The sequence below is a fragment of the Xanthomarina sp. F2636L genome, assembly GCF_026410195.1.
Taxonomy (GTDB): Bacteria; Bacteroidota; Bacteroidia; order Flavobacteriales; family Flavobacteriaceae; genus Xanthomarina.
Genome location: NZ_JAPMLM010000055.1, coordinates 408,855 through 430,485 on the forward strand (window position 1 = coordinate 408,855; position 21,631 = coordinate 430,485).

The following is a 21,631-nucleotide window of genomic DNA, read 5'->3' on the forward strand; positions in this document are numbered from 1 at the left end:
TACTATTCATTCAAAAAAGTTATCTAACTAACTTTCTGTATTTAATTCGTTTTGGCATTAAATCGCCACCAAGACGTTGTTTTTTATTCTCTTCGTAATCACTAAAGCTACCTTCAAAGAAGTAAACTTCAGAGTTTCCTTCAAAAGCTAAAATATGGGTACAAATTCTATCTAAAAACCATCTGTCGTGAGAAATTACTACGGCACAACCAGCAAAATTTTCTAAACCTTCTTCCAAAGCTCTTAAAGTGTTTACATCCAAATCGTTTGTTGGCTCATCCAAAAGCAATACGTTTCCTTCTTCTTTAAGAGTCATCGCTAAATGCAGCCTGTTTCTTTCTCCTCCAGATAACATATTTACCTTTTTATTCTGCTCGCTACCACTAAAGTTGAAACGACTTAAATAAGCACGAGAATTCACCTGCTTCCCTCCCATCATAATCAGTTCTTGCTCATCGCTAAAGTTTTGCCAGATTGTTTTTTCAGGATCAATATTAGAATGTGACTGATCTACATAAGCAATCTTAGCGGTTTCACCCACTTTAAATTCGCCTTTGTCTGGGGTTTCTTCTCCCATAATCATTCTAAAAATAGTTGTTTTACCGGCTCCGTTTGGACCAATAATTCCAACTATCCCGGCTTGTGGTAAATTGAAGTTTAAGTTATCGTATAACAATTTATCGTCGTAACCTTTACTTACCCCAATAGCTTCAATAACATTGGTTCCCAAACGAGGTCCATTAGGAATATATATTTCTAGTTTTTCGTCTAATTGTTTTTGGTCCTGACTTAATAATTTATCGTAATTCTTTAAACGTGCTTTCTGCTTGGTTTGTCTACCTTTAGCTCCTTGCTTAACCCATTCTAACTCTCGCTCTAAGGTTTTCTGGCGTTTGGAAGCTGCTTTCCCTTCTTGCGCCATACGCTTAGATTTCTGGTCTAGCCAAGAAGAGTAATTTCCTTTCCAAGGAATGCCTTCTCCTCTATCTAATTCTAAAATCCATCCTGCAACATTATCTAAGAAATATCTATCGTGTGTTACCGCAATTACAGTTCCTTTATATTGTGCTAAATGATGCTCTAACCAATGTACAGATTCGGCATCCAAGTGGTTGGTTGGCTCATCTAATAATAATACATCTGGTTCTTGTAATAACAATCTACATAAGGCTACACGACGTTTTTCACCTCCTGAAAGCACACTAATTTTCTTATCGCCATCTGGAGTTCTTAACGCATCCATGGCTATCTCTAATTTGGTATCTAACTCCCAAGCATCTGAAGCATCAATCTGATCTTGCAAAACAGCTTGTCTGTTCATTAATTTCTCCATTTTATCTGGATCGCTATAAACTTCTTCCAGACCAAACATATCGTTAATTTTATTGTACTCTTCAAGAATAGCAACCGTTTCTGCTGCTCCTTCTTTTACAATTTCCATAACGGTTTTATCATTGTCTAGTTGTGGCTCTTGCTCAAGATAACCCACGGTATAACCTGGAGAAAAAACGACATCGCCTTGATAATTTTTATCAATACCAGCAATAATTTTTAATAAAGTAGATTTACCAGAACCGTTAAGTCCTAAAATTCCAATTTTTGCACCATAAAAGAAACTTAAATAAATGTTCTTTAATACAGGTTTTTTTGCACTCTGATAGGTTTTGGTTAAACCGGACATCGAGAAAATTACTTTTTTATCGTCGCTCATTTTTATAAATAAGTTTAAATTGTTAAATGAATATTGAAAATGTGGCTCTAATTGCCAACTGAATACTAATTACACTCTTCCTTTTAGTGCATTAAAAACCCAAGCTACGGCAAAAAACCCAATTCCTACAGCAGCAAACCCCCATCCTGCAACATCATCATATCTAAATGCTCCTAAAGCAATTAATGCTAATCCTACAAAAATCATAATCCAAGTTGCCCAAGCTAAAACGGTATTTTTATTCATTGCCATTATATCTGTAAATTTATTGTTAGTAGAAATGCAAATATCGGGATTTAAAACTATAAAAGCACTCCTAAAGATGCTTTTTCATAATTTGAAGGTTGAGTCATTATTTCATAGGAACTTCTATCAAGAGTAAGCCTGAATCATCATTTGCTGTAACCGAGAAAGTTTCTGTTTCTGAAATTCCTATGGCATCCCGGGCTTCTAGGATGGTATTTTCAATAGTCACCTCTCCAAAAATATTCATAATATAAACACCATGAACGTCACTTTTTAGAGTATAACTGAAATTCTTATCTCTATCCAAATCAATCCTTGAAATTATGGCATCTTGATGAATTTTTAAGCTACTTTCATGAGATTCATCAATAGAAGTGACTAATATTTGAAGTTTATTTTTTCTATCTGTTTCTAGAAATGATTTCTGCCCATAACGTGGTTCCACATTATGTTTATTAGGAATAATCCAAATCTGAAACAAACTCAAATGCTTTTCTATTGAGCCATTAATCTCAGAATGTTGTACACCAGTTCCGGCGCTCATAACCTGCACTTCGCTAGGAAGGACTTGTTGCCAATCTTGATGCATATTATCCCGATGTTTTAACACACCACTTAATGGAATTGTAATAATCTCCATATTTTCATGTGGATGAGTTCCGAAACCCATTTTTGGAGCTACAACATCGTCGTTTAAAACACGTAAAGCTCCAAATTGCATTTTATCTTTATCGAAATAATTAGCAAAACTAAACGAATGGTTTGCTTGAAGCCATCCGTGATTTGCAAAACCTCTATCTTCTGCTTTATGTAATACTGTTCTCATCTTTAATCCCCACAAAAGTGGCTCTCTCTTATTTAAGTTATTTATTATTCTCAGCCATATTTAATCTGGGCTAAGTGTAAAATTTAAAGGTTGTTTTTTTGCAGTTATGAAGACTTGTTTTTTTATCACCTTTTAATATTTCTGTTTTAACTAAAATGAATTCATCTCATTTTATCTAACAAATCACTTAATTGCTCTGCTTCGTCTTCTGTAATGTTTTTTAATAAATCCTTATTAAAATCGACTGAAATTGATTCTATAAGCTGCTTGCCTCTGTTTGTTAATTTAATAAAAACCACACGTCTATCATCTGCACATGGAAAGCGTTCAATAAACTCTTTCGCGATTAACTTATCCATTAACCTTGTTGTATTTGGCGAACGATCAATCATGCGTTCTTTAATAGTTTGCACTTTTAATGCTTTATCTGCTCCATTCAATATTCGTAAAACATTATATTGCTGAGGAGAAATTCCGAAGGGTTTAAAAAAGTCGTTCTGAAAACTAGAAATCCAATTGGCAGTATATAATATATTAATCAAAGCCTTCACTTTGGCACTGTCGAATTTTGAATTGATATCTTTAGATAAATCTCCCATATTTAAAAATAATTTACAAAAAGATTAATTACGTCTAAAATATGACTAGATAACTGATATTTGGAATCTTGAGCATAACTTATACTTGCACACGCAATCATAAATATTAACAAAAAATTCTTGATTTTCATTTTAGTTTATTTTATAACATCTTGATATTCATCTTTTTTCTTCTCCAAAATAGCTTTGGCGTAAGAACAAGTAGGAGCAGCTTTTAAATTGTTCTTTCTCATAAAACTGACCGCTTCATCTATAAGCTTATATCCCATTCCTTGACCCTTTAATGCCTCTTTTACTTCTGTATGATTTATATCGATGGTGTTATCATCAATATATTTATAAGTCATTTCTGCTTCTTCCTTTTGGTCTATTTCAATAAAAAACTTACCATTTTTACCGTTATCTGTATGTTTAATTTCCATATTAAATTGATTTTTTAAATAATTCTACTTGTTGTTTTAATTCCCTATCAAGATTTGCATCTGTTATTTTACCATCAGAAAAGTTGGTTTCAAAAAGTGGTAATGAAAAATCTGCAACTATCTGAGCATTGTGTCTTGGGAATCTATCTTTTGCCATAGCCAAAACAGATTGTCCTCCTCTTCCTCCTGTGGATGTTGCCATCAGTAACATTGGTTTGCCAAAAAATAATTTTCCTTCTTCTCGAGACATCCAATCAAATAAATTTTTAAAAACAGAAGAGTATGCACCATTGTGCTCTGCCAATGAAATTATAATACCGTCTGCATTTTTTATTGCTTCCAATAGTTTTTTAGCATTCTCGGGAAATCCAATTTTGGCCTCCAGATCTACTCCAAATAACGGAACATCAAAATCGTTTAAATCTAAAACTTTGGCCTCTACATTGTCTACCAAAGAAGAAGCGTATGTTACCAATTGTTTATTTATAGATTGTTTGCTGTTACTACCTGCAAATGCAATAATTTTTTTCATATTAAGCTTGCGTTTTTTTGTTAAAAATATAAGAGACAATTAATAAAACTAATGCTAATAATGCCGATATATGCTCCCCATCATTAATCATAAAATGTGCAAAAAAGGCTAAAATAAATGCAAAAAAGAAACCTGCATAAGCCCATTCTTTTATAATATTAAAATTTGGATTCCAAATAACAAATATGCCTACCAACTTAATAACAGCATATGGGTAAATAATATAAGTTGGGTAACCAAAGCTCGTAAACATTTGTGCTACTTCTTCATAATTAAAAAAGTACATTCCGGCTGAAAATAATATCAATACCGTTAAAAGACCAGTTGCTACGTAATAGATAATCTTATTCTTTTTCATAATTCTATTTTAGTTTAGAGTGCAAATGTACATAAAACATCTATATATTCCTAGGAAACTAATTCCGTGTAAAATTATTTAACAAAATATTCGCTTTTAAACCATGTTCTTCTTTTGTAAATTCGTGGCAAATAATTATTTCTATGGATATCAACTTCAACAAAAACGAAGATTATAATAAGCTTTTAGTTTCAGATTTAAAAAAGCGTTTTGCTCAAGTAAAACTTGGTGGTGGCGAAAAAAATATTGAAAAACATCATGCAAAAGGCAAAATGACTGCCAGAGAACGCATAGATTATCTTTTAGACGCTAAAAGAGATAGTATAGAAATAGCTGCTTTTGCCGGAGAAGATATGTACGAAGAACATGGTGGCTGCCCTTCTGGAGGTGTAGTTGTTAAAATTGGATACATTAAAGGAAAACAATGTATGGTTGTGGCTAACGATGCCACAGTAAAAGCTGGTGCCTGGTTTCCAATTACCGGAAAGAAGAATTTACGTGCTCAGGAAATAGCTATAGAGAACAGATTGCCAATAATATATTTAGTTGATTCTGCTGGAGTTTATTTACCAATGCAAGACGAAATTTTTCCAGATAAAGAACATTTCGGACGTATTTTTAGAAATAATGCCATTATGAGCAGTTTAGGAATTACACAAATTGCTGCTGTTATGGGAAGTTGTGTAGCTGGTGGTGCTTATTTACCAATTATGAGCGACGAAGCCATGATAGTTGATAAAACAGGAAGTATCTTTTTAGCAGGAAGTTATTTGGTTAAAGCTGCCATTGGTGAAACTATTGACAATGAAACTCTTGGAGGTGCTACAACACATTGTGAAATTTCTGGTGTTACAGACTATAAAGCTAAAGACGATAAAGATGCTTTAGATAGAATTAAAAGTGTAGTTGATAAAATTGGCGCTTTTGATAAAGCAGGTTATAACAGAGCCGATGCTAAGAAACCAAAGGAAAAGCAAGAAGATATTTACGGAATTTTACCTAAATCGAGAGCTGATCAATATGATATGTATGAAATTATCAAACGTTTAGTTGATAATTCTGAGTTCGATGAATATAAAGCTGGATACGGAAAGACCATAATTACAGCCTATGCCAGAATTGATGGTTGGGCTGTTGGTATTGTAGCAAATCAGAGAAAATTAGTGAAAACCAAAAAAGGCGAAATGCAGTTTGGGGGTGTTATTTATAACGATAGCGCAGATAAAGCCACGCGGTTTATTGCTAATTGTAATCAGAAGAAAATTCCTTTAGTCTTTTTACAGGATGTTACTGGTTTTATGGTTGGATCTAAAAGTGAACATGGTGGAATTATTAAAGATGGTGCCAAAATGGTAAATGCTGTAAGTAATTCTGTGGTGCCAAAATTTACCATTATATTAGGAAATAGCTATGGCGCAGGAAACTATGCCATGTGTGGAAAAGCTTACGATCCAAGATTGATTGTAGCATGGCCAAGTGCCGAATTGGCTGTAATGAGCGGAAATTCTGCAGCAAAAGTATTATTACAAATTGAAACAGCTTCTCTTAAAAAGAAAGGCGAAGTCATTACTAAAGAGAAAGAAGAAGAGTTGTTTAATAAAATTAAAGATAGATACGACAAGCAGGTGTCTCCTTATTATGCGGCTTCCAGAATCTGGACAGATGCTATTATAGATCCTTTAGATACTAGAAAATGGATTAGTATGGGAATTGAAGCAGCCAACCACGCTCCTATTGAAAAAAAGTTTAACTTAGGAGTTATTCAAGTGTAATTTATGATAAAAAAAATCTTAACCTATTTCATTTATTTTGTTTCATTATCAATTTTTAGTCAAAATAATCTAAATCATATTTTAAAGCCTAGGCTTTTGTTTAGTAATGAAAAAAACAAAACAAATCTAGATACTGAATTAGTAATTTTAGAAAATGATACACTCTTTAATATAAATTCTAATATTATTGATTTGGGATTTTTAAACGATACAACTTACGGCAAAAAATTTCTAGATAAATATAATGCCATTGGGTTTGGAATAACAGGAAAAGATTATAAAAATGGTTTTCAATTAAGGCAATGGAATACGCCTATTGTAATATATTTTGACAAAAAAATTCCAAATGAAGTCATTAAGGGTTTTAAATTATTTTTCAGTCAAATAAGTAATCTAGAGCATTTAAACATCAGTTTCACCTCTAAAATTAAAAATGCTAATTATTATATAAAAACAACTTCCGAAGAAATTAACGTATACAATAATGATTTTAAATTCGAATCGGATACAGAAAGGAAAAAATCTTTTCTAACAGGTGCTACTTATCGTTTAACTAATGATTCTAACAATAAGTTTTATAGTGGTATTTTATCAATAAATATAAATAGAGACCAAACCGACTTAGATATTTTAAAACAATTAAAACAACTGTTTTTTTTAAGTTTAGGGAATTTTGATATCGGATTTGATATAAATAGTTCAAGTCTATTAAGTAAAAAATATATAAGTTCAGATACTATTTCAGAATTTGATTATAAACTAATTAAACTTCATTATAGTACAATTTATCCTCAAATAATTGACGAAAGAGCTTTTAGTAAATTAATAAAAAAATATAAAACCCTACAATGAAACTCCTTTTCTATCTCTCAATATGTTTATTGTCAACATCATTATGCTTTTCACAAAAAAAAGACAATTCAACTTACAGCACCATGTATATGACAGTTAAGCAATACAAAAACAAGTACAAAGTGCCTTTAACTAAAAAAGACTCTTTGAGTTTTAGAGTTATACATGGAGACACCATGGTTCAAGTTTCTGATTTCATGAGGCCTAAAGGAAATAGTGTTCCATATGAATATAAGGACTCAACATTTTTAAAATATTATGAAAAAGTAGCTTTTAATCATAAAAAAGGGGTAATAAGTGACAACACAGTTATGAAATATTGGAAAGATGATGTTAAAATTTTCTTTTCAAAAAGTGTGGCAAAAAAAACTAAAAATGATTTAATGAAATTTGCAGAAGAAATTTCGAGTCAAGTAGATTCTCTAAATATATATGAAGTAAATAAAGTAGAAGATTCTAATTACATTATTTATTATTTTGGAGATTATGAATATGAGTCTAACCTTATGAATTTCAAAAGATCAAGTAATTATCAGTATTGGAATGGAAACAATCAAATTTATAAATCGGCCATTAAACTTGATAATGAGATGTACTTTAATGAAACATTAAGGCTCTATGAATTAAAAAAATATTTCATACAAAATTTAGGCTATTTTAATTTAATTGATGATTTTAAATGTGAGAGTTATTTCTCAAATTGTTATTCGTCAAATAAAAAATTAACTCCCTTGGACTTAGAGCTTATAAAATACCACTATTCGTATGGTATATGCAAAGGAACTAATTTAAAAACATTCCAAGAGCAACATCAAAAAGCTAAAGAAACCTTGGAAGAAACTGGTAATAAAACCATGTTTTTTCACCCATTATAACAGCTAATACTGTATTAATTTTAAAATAAAAATGTGATTATTTAAAAGTCGCGAGAGTTTGTAAACGCTGAATTTTACCAGATGTGGTTTCACTAAATTTCGTAACTGTGTAGATTTTCTTTGGTTTTTCGTATGTATCTAAGTCTTTAAAAACTGAGTTCGATAAGTCATTCTTATCCGCTTCCAAAACAAGAATTAGTTTCTCACCAAGTTTGTCATCTTTTTCCGAAGCTATAAAAAACCTATTTGAAATTTTTCCTTTTAATTTTTCCTCTATCTGCTCAGGAAAGAACTTAATGCCACCGGAATTTATCACATTATCAAATCTTCCTAACCATTCAAAAGTTTTTTCTGAATGTAGCTTTACTACATCATTGGTGGAAATTATTTCTTTAGAAAGTTTTGGTGCTTCAATAACTAAGCACTCTCTTTCATCTTGAGAAATATGAATACTTGGTAGTACTTCATAATAAGTATTAGAAACACTTTCCGAATTAGTAAAGTTGTTTAATTTTTTTATGGCAATATGCGTGATAGTTTCGGTCATGCCATAAGTTGCGTATACCTTAGTCTGCAAAGGCTGAAGTTGATCTATAAGTTCAGACGACATGGGAGCGCCACCAACAATAAGCGTTTTTATATGAGTTAGTTTTTTTAAATTCTGCTGCACTTGCATGGGAATCATAGCAGCAAAATGGTAATGTTTTTTAGAGCTAAAATTTAAAATAGTTCCTGGTTCAATAACATCTACTTGTAAGCCTAAAATAATGGCTCTAACCAACATCATTTTCCCAGCAATAAATTGCGTAGGTAAACAATGTAAAGCTTTATCTTTTGGTTTTAAACCAAAATAATTTCCTGTAGCAATGGCAGAAAATACCATGGCTTGCTTTTTAATTTTAATGATTTTTGGTTTCCCTGTTGTTCCAGATGTTTTGGTTTTTATATAATCTTTTGCATCCAACCAATCGGCTAAAAAATCGCCTAAGGCTTTTTCATAAGGACTTCCTTCTTTAATAAAGCTGTAAGCAACTTCCTTTAACCCGTCACGATCATAGGACTTGTTATTTAACTTAAAGTGATTGTGGACTTTATCGTAAGTAGGAATCATAAGTGTTAATCTATGTTATTGTTTTCTTCAATGATAGACTCTTCAATTCCTATTTCTGAAATAAGAGATTCTTTCAAAGGAGCTTCAACGGGACCAACTAATTTATCTTTCCAATTAGTCCAATTATATTTTTTTGAAAAAACAAATAACAACAAAGGGAACACAATAAAAACTGGCATAAATATTTCTGTAAAACTTGTTGCTGATGGTTCAGACATATCCTTTAAAACCGAATGTGTTTGAAAAGCAGTCCAATCTGCCGTAACCAGTAAAGCCGTAAACAAGTTATTTGCAGCGTGAAAACCAAGCGCAAGCTCCATTCCTTCATCCATTAAAGTCATTACTCCTAAAAACAAACCTGTTCCTATATAATAGACCATAATAACATTTCCTAATTTGTCTACTTCAGGATTTGCAATATGTAACATTCCAAAAACAACAGACGTAGTAAGTAGTGGTACCCATTTATTTTTTGCTAAAACACCAATTCCTTGCATTAAATAACCTCTAAACAGATATTCTTCAAAACTTGTTTGTAAAGGAACTAATACAACGGCTATAACACATAAAATAATAAATGGTTGCATTTTAAAATTTACCACATAATCTTCCGGAGTTAAGTAATAATCAAGCAAAATAAATCCAGAGCTCACCACACCCCAAAGTATAAAAGCAAACCAGATACGTTTCCAATCTATTTTACTCCTGGCTGTAGTCAAGGATGTAATACTTTGTTTATGAAGAAGTCTAACTACCAAAAACAATCCAACTAACCCAAAAGCAAAAGAGAGTAGCATTAAAAATAGATTTAAATTTGGCTCCAACATGGTCATCATTTTGGTTTCATCCAAACCAAAAACACTTTCACCATCAGTCATGGCTTTCATAAAAACAGCTACTGTAAACGGAATTTGTCCGATTACCACAGCAATAACAATTAAAACTATTCCAACTAAATATCTCCACCAATCGTGTAAGACGTTAAAAGCTTGAGCTATATACATAGGTTATAAATTAAAATTCCAGTTTTTATTTTTTTGGTACTGCAATGTACCATTTTTTACATTTAAAGGCGAAGCAAAATTATTGGTAAATAAACTCCCTGTTCCAAGTCCTTGAGGCATAGCATTGTTTAGGGTATAAGTCCATTGTGCAATCGCATTTAAGCCCACATTACTCTCTAAAGCGCTTGTAATCCACCAACCTATATTTTGTTTTTCGGATAAATCAATCCACTCTTTACTTCCAGAAAAACCGCCAACCAAACTTGGTTTTAAAATAATATATTGAGGGTTTATTGTTTCAAGTAAGGTTTTCTTTTTTTCTTTTGAAAAAACACCAATTAACTCTTCGTCTAAAGCAATGGGTAAAGGTGTTTTTTCACACAAACTAGCCATATCTTCAATTTGACCTTGTTTTATAGGTTGTTCTATAGAATGAATATCTAATTCTGAAATTAGTTTTAGTTTGTCTAAAGCTTCTTCAACTAAGAATGCACCATTAGCATCTACACGTAATTCGATGTCTTTTGGAGAGAACTCTTTCCTTATGGACTTTAAAAGATTAAATTCCGTTTGAAAATCGATAGCGCCAATTTTCATTTTAATACATGAAAATCCAGCTTCAATTTTTTCTTTAATTTGTTGTTTCATGAAGGCTTCGCTTCCCATCCAAATCAAGCCATTAATAGAAATGGCATCTTTACTTTGAGTAAATTCTGATGGAAAAATCTCGAAAGGATCTTTACTCTTAAGAGAAGCAAATGCCGTTTCAAGTCCTAATTGAATGCTTGGAAACTTATAAAGTTCATCCAATAAAACAGGTAATCCTAAGTGAATATTTAAACAGGTCCATTTTAAAATATCTTCGTAATGTGGTACATCGTCTACACTCAATCCTCTAAATAAACCACATTCTCCAACACCAGTTTTTCCATCTTTTTCAAGAATTATAAACCAAGTTTCCTTAGTTTTTAAAATCCCTCTAGACGTGCCACTAGCTTGTTTAAAATTTAAAATATAATTCTGGTATTCTGCTTTCATAGTTAGTTTCAAAAATACTCAAAATATTTTGTACATTAGACTTCAATATATATTAAATAGTCATGCCAGAATTTCCAAATCTTATTTATTTTGCCATTCCATTTTTTATAGTTTCCATGCTTCTGGAATTGTTTATTACAACCAGACAAAAAATTAAAACTTACGAAACTAAAGATGCCTTTACATCTATTGCCATGGGCTTGGGTAATGTTGCTATTAATTTAGTTAGCAAAGGTTTGGTTTTATTGGCTTTCTTTTTTGTGTATGAAAACTTTAGATTATTTACTATTCCATTGGCTTGGTGGAGTGTTATTTTGTTATTTTTTGCAGACGATTTATCTTATTATTGGTTCCACAGAGTTTCTCATGAATGTAGACTTTTTTGGGCTTCGCATGTGGTGCATCATTCCTCAGAACATTATAATTTAAGTACGGCCTTAAGACAAACTTGGTCTGGTGGTTTTTATTCCTTTGTGTTTTGGTTATGGTTGCCTTTACTTGGGTTTCATCCAGCCATGATTTTATTGCAAATGTCTATAAGTCTGTTATATCAATTCTGGATTCATACCGAAACCATTAACAAACTACCAAAATGGTTTGAAGCTGTAATGAATACGCCTTCTCACCACAGAGTACACCATGGAAGTAACCCTATTTATTTGGATAGAAACCACGCAGGAATCCTAATTATCTGGGATAAACTTTTTGGAACTTTCCAAGCTGAATTAGATGACGAAAAAGTTATTTATGGATTGGTAGAAAACATCCATACGTATAACCCAATTAAAGTTGCTTATTTAGAATGGTATCATATGTTAAAAGATGTGTTTTCTGGAAAAAAATCTATTTCTAACCGGATTAAATATTTAGTAAAACCTCCAGGTTGGAAACATGATGGAACTGGAAAATCGAGTGATGATTTGAGAAAAGAATGGCTTAATGCCGGTTTAAAGTCACCGTCTCAGTTTTCAGTTGATAATAAAAATGACATTGTATGACCTTTAATAATAAAGTAATTTGGATTACCGGAGCTTCAAGTGGCATTGGCAAAAGTTTAGCTATAACACTTTCTAATGAGAATTGTAAACTGATACTTTCTGCTCGAAGAAAAGCTGAATTAGAAAAAGTAAAAGCATTATGCAAGCAACCTGAAAATATAGCTGTTTTAACATTAGACTTAGCAGAAACAGAAACGCATGCTTCTATTGCTGGAGATGCAATTTCTTTATTCGGTAAAATAGATATCCTTATTAATAATGGAGGAATTAGTCAACGTTCTCCTATAATTGATACAGATATAGCTGTAGACAGAAAACTAATGGAAGTAGATTATTTGGGAACTGTAGCTTTAAGCAAAGCTCTTTTACCTCATTTTGTAGCTAATAAAACCGGACATTATGTTGTTGTTTCCAGCCTTATGGGAAAATTTAGTTCCCCCTTACGGTCAGCCTATTGCGGAGCAAAACATGCTTTACATGGGTTTTTTGACGCTTTAAGGTTAGAGCATAGTGCAGATAATATAAAAGTTACCATAATTTGTCCGGGATTTGTAAATACCGATGTAGCTAGAAATGCATTAACTTCAGATGGAAGCAAACAAGGCTATCAAGATCATATGACTGAGAGTGGATTAGATGTTGAAGTTTTTGTAAAACGCATGTTAAAAGCTATTAAAAACGAAAAATATGAAGCTTATATAGGTAAGTTTGAAATACTTGGTGTGTATGTGAAACGAATATCTATAAAGCTACTTCACAAACTAGTATTAAGAAGCAAGGTGAGATAAAGATTATAATCATAAGTCTTTATATACTGTTACAGTTCAAGACTCTCCCCTATTTCTAAAAGCATTAAATCTTTATTATTTTCGAAGAATTTACGTTTAGCCTCTTCATGGTCTATTTCTATATAGCCAAACGTATCAAAGTGATAACCAAGAATTTTATCGCATTCAATAAAATTACTAGCGAGGATAGCATCATTTACTCCCATGGTAAAATTATCTCCAATAGGTAGAATAGCCAGATCTAATTTAGTTTGCATAGGGATTAATTTCATATCCATTGTTAAAGCGGTATCACCTGCTATATAAATATTTTTACGTTCTCCTTCAATTACAAAACCTCCTGGTTGTCCGCCATAACTCCCATCTGGGAAAGAAGATGTATGAATGGCATTAACAAACTTTACATTTCCAAATTCAAAATCCCAACTCCCACCATGATTCATAGGGTGACCTTCAAAACCTTTATTTTGAAAGTGTGTTACCACTTCAAAGTTAGATACAATTACAGCATCTGTACGTTTAGCAATGGCTTCAACATCCAATATATGATCTTGATGTGCATGAGTTAATAAAATATAATCTGCTTTTAAAGAGTCTAAATCTATATGAGACGCTTTTTCATTAGCCGAAATAAATGGATCAACTAAAATATGAACGTCATTTACTTCAATTCCTAAACTAGCGTGACCGTAAAAAGTAATTTTCATTTTGAGAGATTTTAAATATAATTATGAGACTGTAAAATACAAAAAAACTCAAACAAATTTTAATGATTTGTTTGAGTTTTTCAATCCCCAAATATGAAGCATTTTAATCGCTTCAATTGTTGATAATAACCTACCAACAGATTAAATATAAGTCATATTTATTTGAAAAACAAGACATTATGAATTTATTTTGTTAATTCACATTATAAAATATGACCAATTGCCAACAAAATACTAAGAAAAAATGTCGTTAAAGCAAGCTTTTTAAGCTCCAGATCTAACAGTCTTGGCTCCTTGTTTTTACTAACTGTAAAAAGATGTTTTATTAAAGGTATATAAGCAATAAAGAATATAAGATTATATATGGAAGTATAATATAAGATACCAAATAATACAGATAAAATTATGGCAGATCCAATTAAAAAGTAATGATATAACTTTCCTTTTTCAAAACCCATTTTAACTATAAGGGTGTTTTTATTGGCGTTTCTATCAGAATTTATGTCTCTTAGGTTGTTTAAATTTAATACGGCCACACTAAGGAAACCAATAGTTGCTGCTGGTAAAAACACTATATGATCTAATTGTTTTGAGAACAATACATATCCTCCAATCACACTTACTAAACCAAAGAATACAAATACAAACAAGTCGCCTAAACCCATATAACCATAAGCATTATTACCTATGGTGTATTTTAAAGCTGCATAAATGGAAAGTAACCCCAAGCCAAAGAATAACATGGCTAAAAGAAAATGATGTGAACCAAAAGCAGATAGAATTGATAAAAGAGCCAAACCGATAGTTATAAGAATATTGATTTTTATAGCATCAAGCATTTTTTCTGGAGTGATTTCTCCACTTTGTATGGCGCGTTGTGGTCCAATACGTTCGTGATTATCTGTTCCTTTAATACCATCTCCATAATCGTTTGCCAAGTTAGATAGTATTTGTAAGCTTAAAGTAGTTAAAATAGCAAATACAAATACCATCCAATCAAAAAAACCATTGTAAGCAGCCAAACTTGCTGCAACAATAATTCCTGAAATAGATAATGGAAGGGTTCGCAACCTAAAGGCTGACATCCACGTTTTATATTTTTTTGACATAAATAAGTTTTGAATCTAATATAGATTTAAGGAATCCATTTTTTAGGAAAGTTAGGTTTGCGCTTTTCTAAAAAAGCATCACGCCCCTCTTTCGCCTCGTCGGTCATATATGCTAAACGTGTGGCTTCTCCTGCAAATACCTGCTGTCCAACCATCCCGTCATCTGTTAAATTCATAGCAAATTTTAGCATTTTTATAGATGTTGGCGATTTTGCCAAAATTTCCTGAGCCCATTCGTAAGCCGTATCCTCTAATTCTTCATGAGGAATCACTGCATTTACCATACCCATTTCAAAAGCTTCTTGAGCGGAATAGTTTCTTCCTAAGAAAAATATTTCACGAGCTTTTTTTTGCCCAACCATTTTGGCTAAATAAGCTGACCCATATCCTCCATCAAAACTTGTAACATCAGCATCAGTTTGTTTAAAAATAGCGTGTTCTTTACTTGCTAGGGTTAGATCGCAAACAACATGCAAACTGTGCCCTCCTCCAACGGCCCATCCCGGAACCACTGCAATAACAGCTTTTGGCATAAACCTAATAAGACGTTGAACTTCTAGAATATTTAATCTATGATACCCATCATCCCCAACATAACCTTGATGCCCTCTAGCTTTTTGGTCTCCTCCTGAACAAAACGAATATACCCCGTCTTTTGTTGAAGGACCTTCAGCAGAAAGCAATACCACTCCTATGTTTACATCTTCACCAGCATCGTAAAAGGCATCGTATAATTCTTTTGTGGTTTTTGGTCTAAAAGCATTACGAACATCTGGTCTGTTAAAAGCAATTCTTGCAACACCATGACATTTTTTGTAGGTAATGTCTTCATATTCTTTAGCTACAACCCAATTAATTTCCTTCATAGTTCAATTTTAATTTACTGATTCAAAAATAGGTATTTTCAAGCAATTTCGATCTGAGTAATTTTTTTTATTGTTAAAATTCTTTTAAAAATTTGATACTATTTTTTACCTTGTAAAACAACCACTACAATTATGAAAGTTATAAACTCCCCTATTAAACACCTTATTGAAGATACAATCCATCTAAAAACAGGTGACTTTTACTTTTTTAAAGACTTTATAATTGCAGAATTTAAAGAAGGCAGCCATATTTCTTTTAATGAATTTGAAGAAGTTATGGAATTGGGCAAGAAGAAGTATAAATTAGAAAATGATAAACTCAATTCTGTTCCTATTGGATTTATTTCAAATCGTATTCACTCGTATTCTGTAGATCTTATTGATATGTTTAAAAACTCAAAATTCACTAATCAATTATCTGCATATGCAATTGTGTCATATAGTGAGGTTACTAGAAAATTTTTGAGTTTAGAAGATCAATATTTTGTAATTCCAAGACAAAAATTTAACAACCTTTTGGAAGCTGTAGATTGGGTTGAAAGTGAAATTAAAATAAAAACAGCTATGTATAACAAGTAAGTATAATGAAGCCTATTATCGAATCGTATCTATCTCGTAAAACTAATAAAACATATAATCTAAAAATAGGAAACTTCTATTTTTTTGAGAATTTTGTCGTTGTCGAGTATGCTGAAGATTCTCTTGTCTCTATGGCTGCTTTACAAACAATAAAAACTATTGGTTTACAACATTATGGCACCAAAAGCCCCTTTGGAATGATAGTGAATAAAATTCATTCTTATAATACTGTACCAACAGATGCAATGAAACTAGAAAAAGAAGTTCCAAATTTAATAGCAACAGCTATTGTTAGTAAAGATCTAACGAAAACAATTAATTTCGACTTAGAAAATCATTTTTTTAAACATATTAACCGTCGCATATTTTCGACATTAGAAGATGCTGAAAAATGGATTGTCAAAAAAGTTGAAGAACACAACAGCTAGTTAAATTAAATAGATTCCGTCGTCTTTAATTTCAATCAATTTTTGTTTATATAAAGAGCCAACAGCTTTTTTAAAGCTTTTTTTACTCATTTGAAGCACTCGCTTAATATCTTCAGGTGCAGACTTATCTGTTAAATTTAAATAACCACTATTATCTTGAAGTTCTATCATAATAGCATCGGCATTTGGTTCAATATTTCTATAACCTATTTGCCCTAAAACAATATCAATTTTATTATCAGATCTAACTTTCTTAACATAGCCTTTTAATCTATCTCCAATACTTAAGTCTTGAAATATATCGTCTTTAAAAATAAGTCCAGAATGTTTTTTGTTTACAATTACATTCATTCCAATATCCGAAGGATGAGATACAATTAAGTCAACTTTATCAAACTCTTTTACAGTTAATTCTTTATTATCTAAAAACTGGTTTGTTTTACTAGAAGCAACCAATCTATCTGTTTTCTCATCTAAAAAGCAATACACAAAATACCAACCTCCTTTTTTCATTGGAAAGGCTTGTTCTCTAAAAGGACAAAATAATTCCTTAAGCATTCCCCAATCTAAAAAAGCACCATGATCTGTAACGGCATTACACCTTAATAAGGCGAAGTCTCCTTTTTTAATATATGGCTTATCTGTAACAGCAACCAAGCGTTCCTCGTTATCTAAATAAACAAACACTTCAATTTTTTCCCAAATTTTAAATGTTTCTGGAACATATCTATTTGGTAATAATATTTCGTTTCCTTCATCATCAGCCAAATATAAGCCTTGTTCTGATTCGCGAATTATTTCTAAGGTATTGTATTCTCCTAAATGTATCATGCTGCAAAGGTAGTAATATTAGCTATTAGAAATAAAAAAAGCGTTACAATTCCAAAATAAGAAATGCAACGCTTTTATTTAAAAGTAATATATTAATAAACTGATTCTTTTTTAAAATGTTTAGTTAATAAATAATAGACTACTGGTCTATATTTATTTCTATTAGACTGTCCATACTGATCCATAACAGCCTGAATACCTTTGTCTAAATCTGAACTATCTTTTAAACCTAGTTTTTTTATTAAAAAATTATTTTTTACAGTAGCTAATTCTGAAGGATCGGATCCGGAAACTGTTGCTGCATCTGCATTATAAATTGATGGTCCACAACCAATAGTAACTTTAGTTAGTAAATCCATATCTGGATTAACACCGCACTTGTCTTTTAAATCTGCAGCATACTTCACAATTAATTCATCTCTTTTTCCCATATTAAATTTAATTTTTAGATTAATAATAATTAGAACTTAAATATAGGCAATATCTGTATAATTTGAAAGAATATTATGATGATATTTAAACCATAGCCTCACTTTTTTAGTATTTATGATTTTTCTAAATTCAAAAAAAAACAGATTAATTAAAATCTATCATTTAATAAACTTGAAATAATCAAGCAACACATCATCATTTAAAGTCCTTGGGGTAAAGATCTCTAATAATTTTGGCTGATTGGATGCTTCAAAAAAGACTTTTAATTGTGCTTTTAATTGTCTTTCGTTGGAAGCTATATCATAATCAAAATCGTACATTTTACAAAGTTGCTTTGCTGTTAGATTATGTGTAGTTTCAAAGTAAGTATCAAATTTTTTCGTGTTTTTATGTCCAGGAAGGATTCTAAAAATACCACCACCCTGGTTATTTATTAGAAGAATTCTAAAATTATTAGGAATATAATTATTCCAAAGTGCATTACTGTCGTAAAAGAAACTTAAATCTCCTGTTATAAAAATGGTTGGGATTTTATTTGCTTTAGAACAACCAATGGCTGTGCTTGTACTTCCATCAATGCCACTTGTACCACGATTACAAAAAACTGAAATGGTTTTCTTTAAATCGAAAAGCTGCGTGTAGCGAATGGTTGAACTATTTCCTAATTGTAAAACTGTTTGTTCTGGTAAGGCTTTTAAAATAGAATCGAATACTTTAAAATCACTAAAAGGAACTTCATTTAAATATAATTGATGCTTTTCTTCTCTTAGGAGTTTAATATCGCTCCAATAGGGTTTATAATCGCTCTTAACAAAATGTGTAAGCCTTGGCAACAATGCATTAAAAAACTGATTTGGAGTTGCCTCAATATGCTTGTCTAAACAAAAAAACGTGTCATAAGCATTCTTTTTATCAATATGCCAATGATGTTTGGGCTGAAACTTTCTTAAAAATTGTTTTATCTTCTTTGAAACAATCAGACCTCCAAAAGTAACTAAAACATCTGGTTGCAATTTTTTAAAATCTTCTTCAGAAAGAGGCGCAATCAGTTTATCTATACTATTAAAAAAATGTTTGTTGTGAACATTAGAAGTGGTTTCTGTAAAAACAATAATACTATTATCTTTAGCCAATTCGTCCAAAATATGTTGTTCAACTTTATTAGGCTGATTGGCTCCTATCAGAATCATTTTTTTAGAATAACTATTCCAATCATCATAACATTCTTGAATAAAGAAATCGTCAATTTTTCTCTTTTTCACCTCAATATCTATAACTTTTGGCTTGACATCAAGGGTTTCAGTGGTTTCATAGAGAGGTTCTTCAAAAGGAATATTTATATGTACAGGTCCATGTGCAGAAATAGCTTTATTTATAGCTGTATTAATCTTAGTTTCGTTTTCATCGTCAAGTTCTTGCTTCACACCCAAAATACGTTCCAGTTTATTTTCAATAGACTTGATAATAGCTGGTTCATTTTCATTAGGATTTTTAGGAGCATTTTCAAAATTCAACTTTAAATTGGCAGAAAATAAAATATGGTTTGCAAAGACATCTTTCTGATTTATAGTCTGTCCATCCCCAATTCCAATAAGGTAATTTGGTCTATCTGCCGAAAGAACAACTAAAGGAATGTCGCTATAAAAAGCCTCAGAAATTGCTGGATAATAATTTAGTAAAGCACTTCCAGAGCTACATACCAAAGCTGTAGGACTTTCTAATTGTTGTGCTATTCCTAGAGCAAAAAAACCAGCACAGCGCTCGTCTACAATACTATAGCATGTAAAAAATGGATCGTTAGTAAAACCAATAGTTAAAGGCGCATTTCTACTTCCTGGAGAAATAATAATATGTTGAATATTTTTGGCTTTGCACAACTGAATAACGGTTTGAGCAAGAGGGTTTTTTGGGTATAGCATCTTGGAAAAAATCTAGCTGTAAATGTAGTAAATAGACAGTCTAAATAAAATTATTGTAATACCTTTTTCATGACTTGAGATTTAGCTACTGTTTCTTGCCACTCTGCTTCAGGGTTAGAGTCTTTTGTGATTCCTCCTCCTATATAAATAAGGGCCGTATCATCTAAAATTTGCATACAACGCAGATTTACAAATAAGTTTGAAACTTTTTTTACAGACCCGTAGGCATTATTTTCAACATTACGCCTATTGGTGTTTCTAATGGTTTTCTCTAGTAAATTTAATTCACCTAAAAAGCCCGTGTAAAATTCCCTATTGTAGTTTTCATTTTTTAAAATAAATTGTTTTGCTTCTTCTTTTGGCATCCCGCAAACTGCAGGTGTTGGATGCAACTTGTTAAGTAAATCTTTAAAACTAGAGGATTTAAAATTTAAAATTCCAGAAATATTGGTCTGTAAATGAAGTAAATTACCAGCTTTTATTGTTTTAACCTCAGAAACACGAACATTTTCCGTTGCCTCTTCCAAACTCTGTAAAATAAAATCTGTAACAAATTGTTGCTCCTCTTTTTCTTTATTTTGCCAAAGCACATCATCTGTACCTTCAAATTTTTGCGTTCCAGCCAATGCCATGGTTTTAAATCTAGAACCTTCTGTGCTAATTAAACTTTCTGGAGTAGCACCAAGCCACAAACCTATCTCTGGATGATACCAACAATACACAAAAGCCGTCGGGTAATTATGAAGTAAACTTTTAAACGTATCTAAAGGATCTACCTCTGGAAGCTTAACAGGTTCGCACCTAGATAAAACTACTTTTTGAAATTGATTTTCATTTATACCTTCAATGCCTTTTTGAACTAATTCTATATGAAACTCTTTATCAGATTTAGTTATTGAAGACATTTTTTGAACACTCTCTACCCCACCATTTTTATTCCTTAGGCTTGATTTGAAAGAACTACAAACAAAAGAAAGAGATTCTTCAACGGGAATTAAAACAGACAGTTTAGTTGCATCAAAAGGTGCAAATACAAAACCTTTTTCCGAATAATCTTTCGCAATATGAAGTTGATCTGTTTTCTGATGCAGCGCTTTTACCTCCACTTCTTTAGGTTTTCTATAAACCACAAATGGTAATTGATTGTTGAACTGCTGTTGAATATTTTTAAAAAAATCTTCAGAAGTCATTATTTCTTTTTTGGAAGTGAAATGGTTGATAGTCTGCAAATAGATATCAAATTATCATCATCGTCCGTAACTCTAATATCTATTAATTGTGTGGTTCTACCTTTGTGTAAAAAAGTCGCTCTAGCATAAACATAGCCTTCTGTCACACTTTTTAAATGGTTGGCAGTAATTTCCAAACCACGCACAAATTTATTTTCTATATCGATAAAGAGATGAGATGCAAAACTTCCAACACTTTCGGCCAAAGCTGCTGTTGCACCTCCATGTAAAACACCATCTGGTTGATAAACTCTGGAGTCAACAGGCATTCTGGCTACTAAGAAATCAGCACCATAATCGACCATTTCAATATTTAAAGTTTCCATTAAGGTATTTTTACTGGCAGCATTTGCTTTTGCAAGCACACTTTCTTTAGATAATTGCATAGAAAATTGTATT

At 31.6% G+C, this 21,631-nt stretch carries 25 protein-coding genes; 7 read left to right on the forward strand and 18 right to left on the reverse strand.

Translation table 11 applies throughout. The features are described 5' to 3' along the window. Positions 1 to 19: 19 nt before the first annotated feature. The 7 genes from ettA to OS191_RS02940 form a co-directional block, all read right to left on the reverse strand. Positions 20 to 1,711: an energy-dependent translational throttle protein EttA gene (gene ettA / locus OS191_RS02910; protein WP_267154212.1), complete on the reverse strand. Its 1,692-nt coding sequence runs from the start codon at positions 1,709 to 1,711 to the stop codon at positions 20 to 22. 69 nt (positions 1,712 to 1,780) lie between these two features. Then, positions 1,781 to 1,963, reverse strand: coding sequence for a CAL67264 family membrane protein (locus OS191_RS02915; RefSeq protein ID WP_007651202.1), 183 nt, complete (start codon positions 1,961 to 1,963; stop codon positions 1,781 to 1,783). Between the two features lie 100 nt (positions 1,964 to 2,063). Continuing rightward, positions 2,064 to 2,783, reverse strand: coding sequence for a pirin family protein (locus OS191_RS02920; protein WP_267154213.1), 720 nt, complete (start codon positions 2,781 to 2,783; stop codon positions 2,064 to 2,066). Between the two features lie 161 nt (positions 2,784 to 2,944). Next, entirely contained in the window at positions 2,945 to 3,382 is a 438-nt protein-coding gene (locus OS191_RS02925) for a MarR family winged helix-turn-helix transcriptional regulator (RefSeq protein ID WP_267154214.1), read from the reverse strand. A gap of 137 nt (positions 3,383 to 3,519) precedes the next feature. After that, positions 3,520 to 3,804, reverse strand: a complete 285-nt coding sequence (locus OS191_RS02930; RefSeq protein ID WP_267154215.1) for a GNAT family N-acetyltransferase — start codon at positions 3,802 to 3,804, stop codon at positions 3,520 to 3,522. A 1-nt stretch (position 3,805) separates the two neighbouring features. Next, a complete protein-coding gene (locus tag OS191_RS02935; RefSeq protein ID WP_267154216.1) occupies positions 3,806 to 4,336 on the reverse strand; it encodes an NADPH-dependent FMN reductase in 531 nt (176 codons plus the stop codon). Position 4,337: 1 nt separating this feature from the next. Further along, positions 4,338 to 4,694, reverse strand: a complete 357-nt coding sequence (locus OS191_RS02940; RefSeq protein WP_267147809.1) for a DoxX family protein — start codon at positions 4,692 to 4,694, stop codon at positions 4,338 to 4,340. Between the two features lie 143 nt (positions 4,695 to 4,837). On the opposite strand from OS191_RS02940, the gene OS191_RS02945 reads away from it, so the two are divergent. From OS191_RS02945 to OS191_RS02955, 3 genes are all read left to right on the forward strand, one after another. Beyond that, positions 4,838 to 6,466 carry an acyl-CoA carboxylase subunit beta gene (locus tag OS191_RS02945; RefSeq protein WP_267154217.1) on the forward strand — a complete coding sequence of 543 codons (1,629 nt, stop codon included), beginning with the start codon at positions 4,838 to 4,840 and terminating at the stop codon, positions 6,464 to 6,466. 96 nt (positions 6,467 to 6,562) lie between these two features. Continuing rightward, the gene (locus OS191_RS02950; RefSeq protein WP_267154218.1) at positions 6,563 to 7,318 is read left to right on the forward strand and encodes a hypothetical protein; all 756 of its coding nucleotides are present in this window, start codon (positions 6,563 to 6,565) and stop codon (positions 7,316 to 7,318) included. Positions 7,319 to 7,407: 89 nt separating this feature from the next. Next, complete coding sequence (locus tag OS191_RS02955) at positions 7,408 to 8,193, forward strand: hypothetical protein (protein ID WP_267154219.1); 786 nt, start codon at positions 7,408 to 7,410, stop codon at positions 8,191 to 8,193. 37 nt (positions 8,194 to 8,230) lie between these two features. Here OS191_RS02955 and OS191_RS02960 read toward each other — a convergent pair whose 3' ends face one another. The 3 genes from OS191_RS02960 to OS191_RS02970 are packed head-to-tail and all read right to left on the reverse strand — an operon-like array spanning position 8,231 to position 11,346. Further along, positions 8,231 to 9,304, reverse strand: coding sequence for an AMP-binding protein (locus tag OS191_RS02960; RefSeq protein WP_267154220.1), 1,074 nt, complete (start codon positions 9,302 to 9,304; stop codon positions 8,231 to 8,233). Positions 9,305 to 9,309: 5 nt separating this feature from the next. Beyond that, positions 9,310 to 10,308: a CPBP family intramembrane glutamic endopeptidase gene (locus OS191_RS02965; protein WP_267154221.1), complete on the reverse strand. Its 999-nt coding sequence runs from the start codon at positions 10,306 to 10,308 to the stop codon at positions 9,310 to 9,312. Positions 10,309 to 10,311: 3 nt separating this feature from the next. Then, complete coding sequence (locus OS191_RS02970) at positions 10,312 to 11,346, reverse strand: o-succinylbenzoate synthase (protein WP_267154222.1); 1,035 nt, start codon at positions 11,344 to 11,346, stop codon at positions 10,312 to 10,314. A gap of 62 nt (positions 11,347 to 11,408) precedes the next feature. Between OS191_RS02970 and OS191_RS02975 the strand changes: the two genes are divergently transcribed. Together OS191_RS02975 and OS191_RS02980 are read left to right on the forward strand one after the other, a co-directional pair. Beyond that, positions 11,409 to 12,344, forward strand: a complete 936-nt coding sequence (locus tag OS191_RS02975; RefSeq protein ID WP_267154223.1) for a sterol desaturase family protein — start codon at positions 11,409 to 11,411, stop codon at positions 12,342 to 12,344. Next, on the forward strand, positions 12,341 to 13,132 hold the full coding sequence (locus tag OS191_RS02980; RefSeq protein WP_267154224.1) for an SDR family oxidoreductase: 792 nt from the start codon (positions 12,341 to 12,343) through the stop codon (positions 13,130 to 13,132). The genes OS191_RS02975 and OS191_RS02980 overlap by 4 nt, the downstream gene beginning before the upstream one ends. Before the next feature lie 29 nt (positions 13,133 to 13,161). Here OS191_RS02980 and OS191_RS02985 read toward each other — a convergent pair whose 3' ends face one another. The 3 genes from OS191_RS02985 to OS191_RS02995 form a co-directional block, all read right to left on the reverse strand. Further along, positions 13,162 to 13,839 carry a metal-dependent hydrolase gene (locus OS191_RS02985; protein ID WP_267154225.1) on the reverse strand — a complete coding sequence of 226 codons (678 nt, stop codon included), beginning with the start codon at positions 13,837 to 13,839 and terminating at the stop codon, positions 13,162 to 13,164. 203 nt (positions 13,840 to 14,042) lie between these two features. Beyond that, complete coding sequence (gene menA / locus OS191_RS02990) at positions 14,043 to 14,948, reverse strand: 1,4-dihydroxy-2-naphthoate octaprenyltransferase (RefSeq protein WP_267154226.1); 906 nt, start codon at positions 14,946 to 14,948, stop codon at positions 14,043 to 14,045. Between the two features lie 26 nt (positions 14,949 to 14,974). Next, positions 14,975 to 15,814, reverse strand: coding sequence for a 1,4-dihydroxy-2-naphthoyl-CoA synthase (locus tag OS191_RS02995; RefSeq protein ID WP_267154227.1), 840 nt, complete (start codon positions 15,812 to 15,814; stop codon positions 14,975 to 14,977). Positions 15,815 to 15,946: 132 nt separating this feature from the next. Between OS191_RS02995 and OS191_RS03000 the strand changes: the two genes are divergently transcribed. Both OS191_RS03000 and OS191_RS03005 read left to right on the forward strand, forming a co-directional pair. Then, positions 15,947 to 16,393 (forward strand): hypothetical protein, encoded by a 447-nt coding sequence (locus OS191_RS03000; RefSeq protein ID WP_267154228.1) that lies wholly within the window; start codon positions 15,947 to 15,949, stop codon positions 16,391 to 16,393. Positions 16,394 to 16,398: 5 nt separating this feature from the next. Beyond that, a complete protein-coding gene (locus OS191_RS03005; RefSeq protein ID WP_267154229.1) occupies positions 16,399 to 16,821 on the forward strand; it encodes a hypothetical protein in 423 nt (140 codons plus the stop codon). On the opposite strand, the gene OS191_RS03010 is transcribed toward OS191_RS03005, so the two are convergent. The 5 genes from OS191_RS03010 to OS191_RS03030 form a co-directional block, all read right to left on the reverse strand. Then, positions 16,822 to 17,652, reverse strand: a complete 831-nt coding sequence (locus OS191_RS03010) for a CvfB family protein (protein ID WP_267154230.1) — start codon at positions 17,650 to 17,652, stop codon at positions 16,822 to 16,824. Between the two features lie 92 nt (positions 17,653 to 17,744). After that, positions 17,745 to 18,083, reverse strand: coding sequence for a DUF2853 family protein (locus OS191_RS03015; RefSeq protein ID WP_267154231.1), 339 nt, complete (start codon positions 18,081 to 18,083; stop codon positions 17,745 to 17,747). Positions 18,084 to 18,242: 159 nt separating this feature from the next. Further along, complete coding sequence (gene menD, locus OS191_RS03020) at positions 18,243 to 20,003, reverse strand: 2-succinyl-5-enolpyruvyl-6-hydroxy-3-cyclohexene-1-carboxylate synthase (RefSeq protein ID WP_267154232.1); 1,761 nt, start codon at positions 20,001 to 20,003, stop codon at positions 18,243 to 18,245. Between the two features lie 50 nt (positions 20,004 to 20,053). Then, positions 20,054 to 21,193: a chorismate-binding protein gene (locus tag OS191_RS03025; protein WP_267154233.1), complete on the reverse strand. Its 1,140-nt coding sequence runs from the start codon at positions 21,191 to 21,193 to the stop codon at positions 20,054 to 20,056. After that, positions 21,193 to 21,618 (reverse strand): PaaI family thioesterase, encoded by a 426-nt coding sequence (locus OS191_RS03030; protein ID WP_267154234.1) that lies wholly within the window; start codon positions 21,616 to 21,618, stop codon positions 21,193 to 21,195. The genes OS191_RS03025 and OS191_RS03030 overlap by 1 nt, the downstream gene beginning before the upstream one ends. Positions 21,619 to 21,631: the final 13 nt, after the last annotated feature.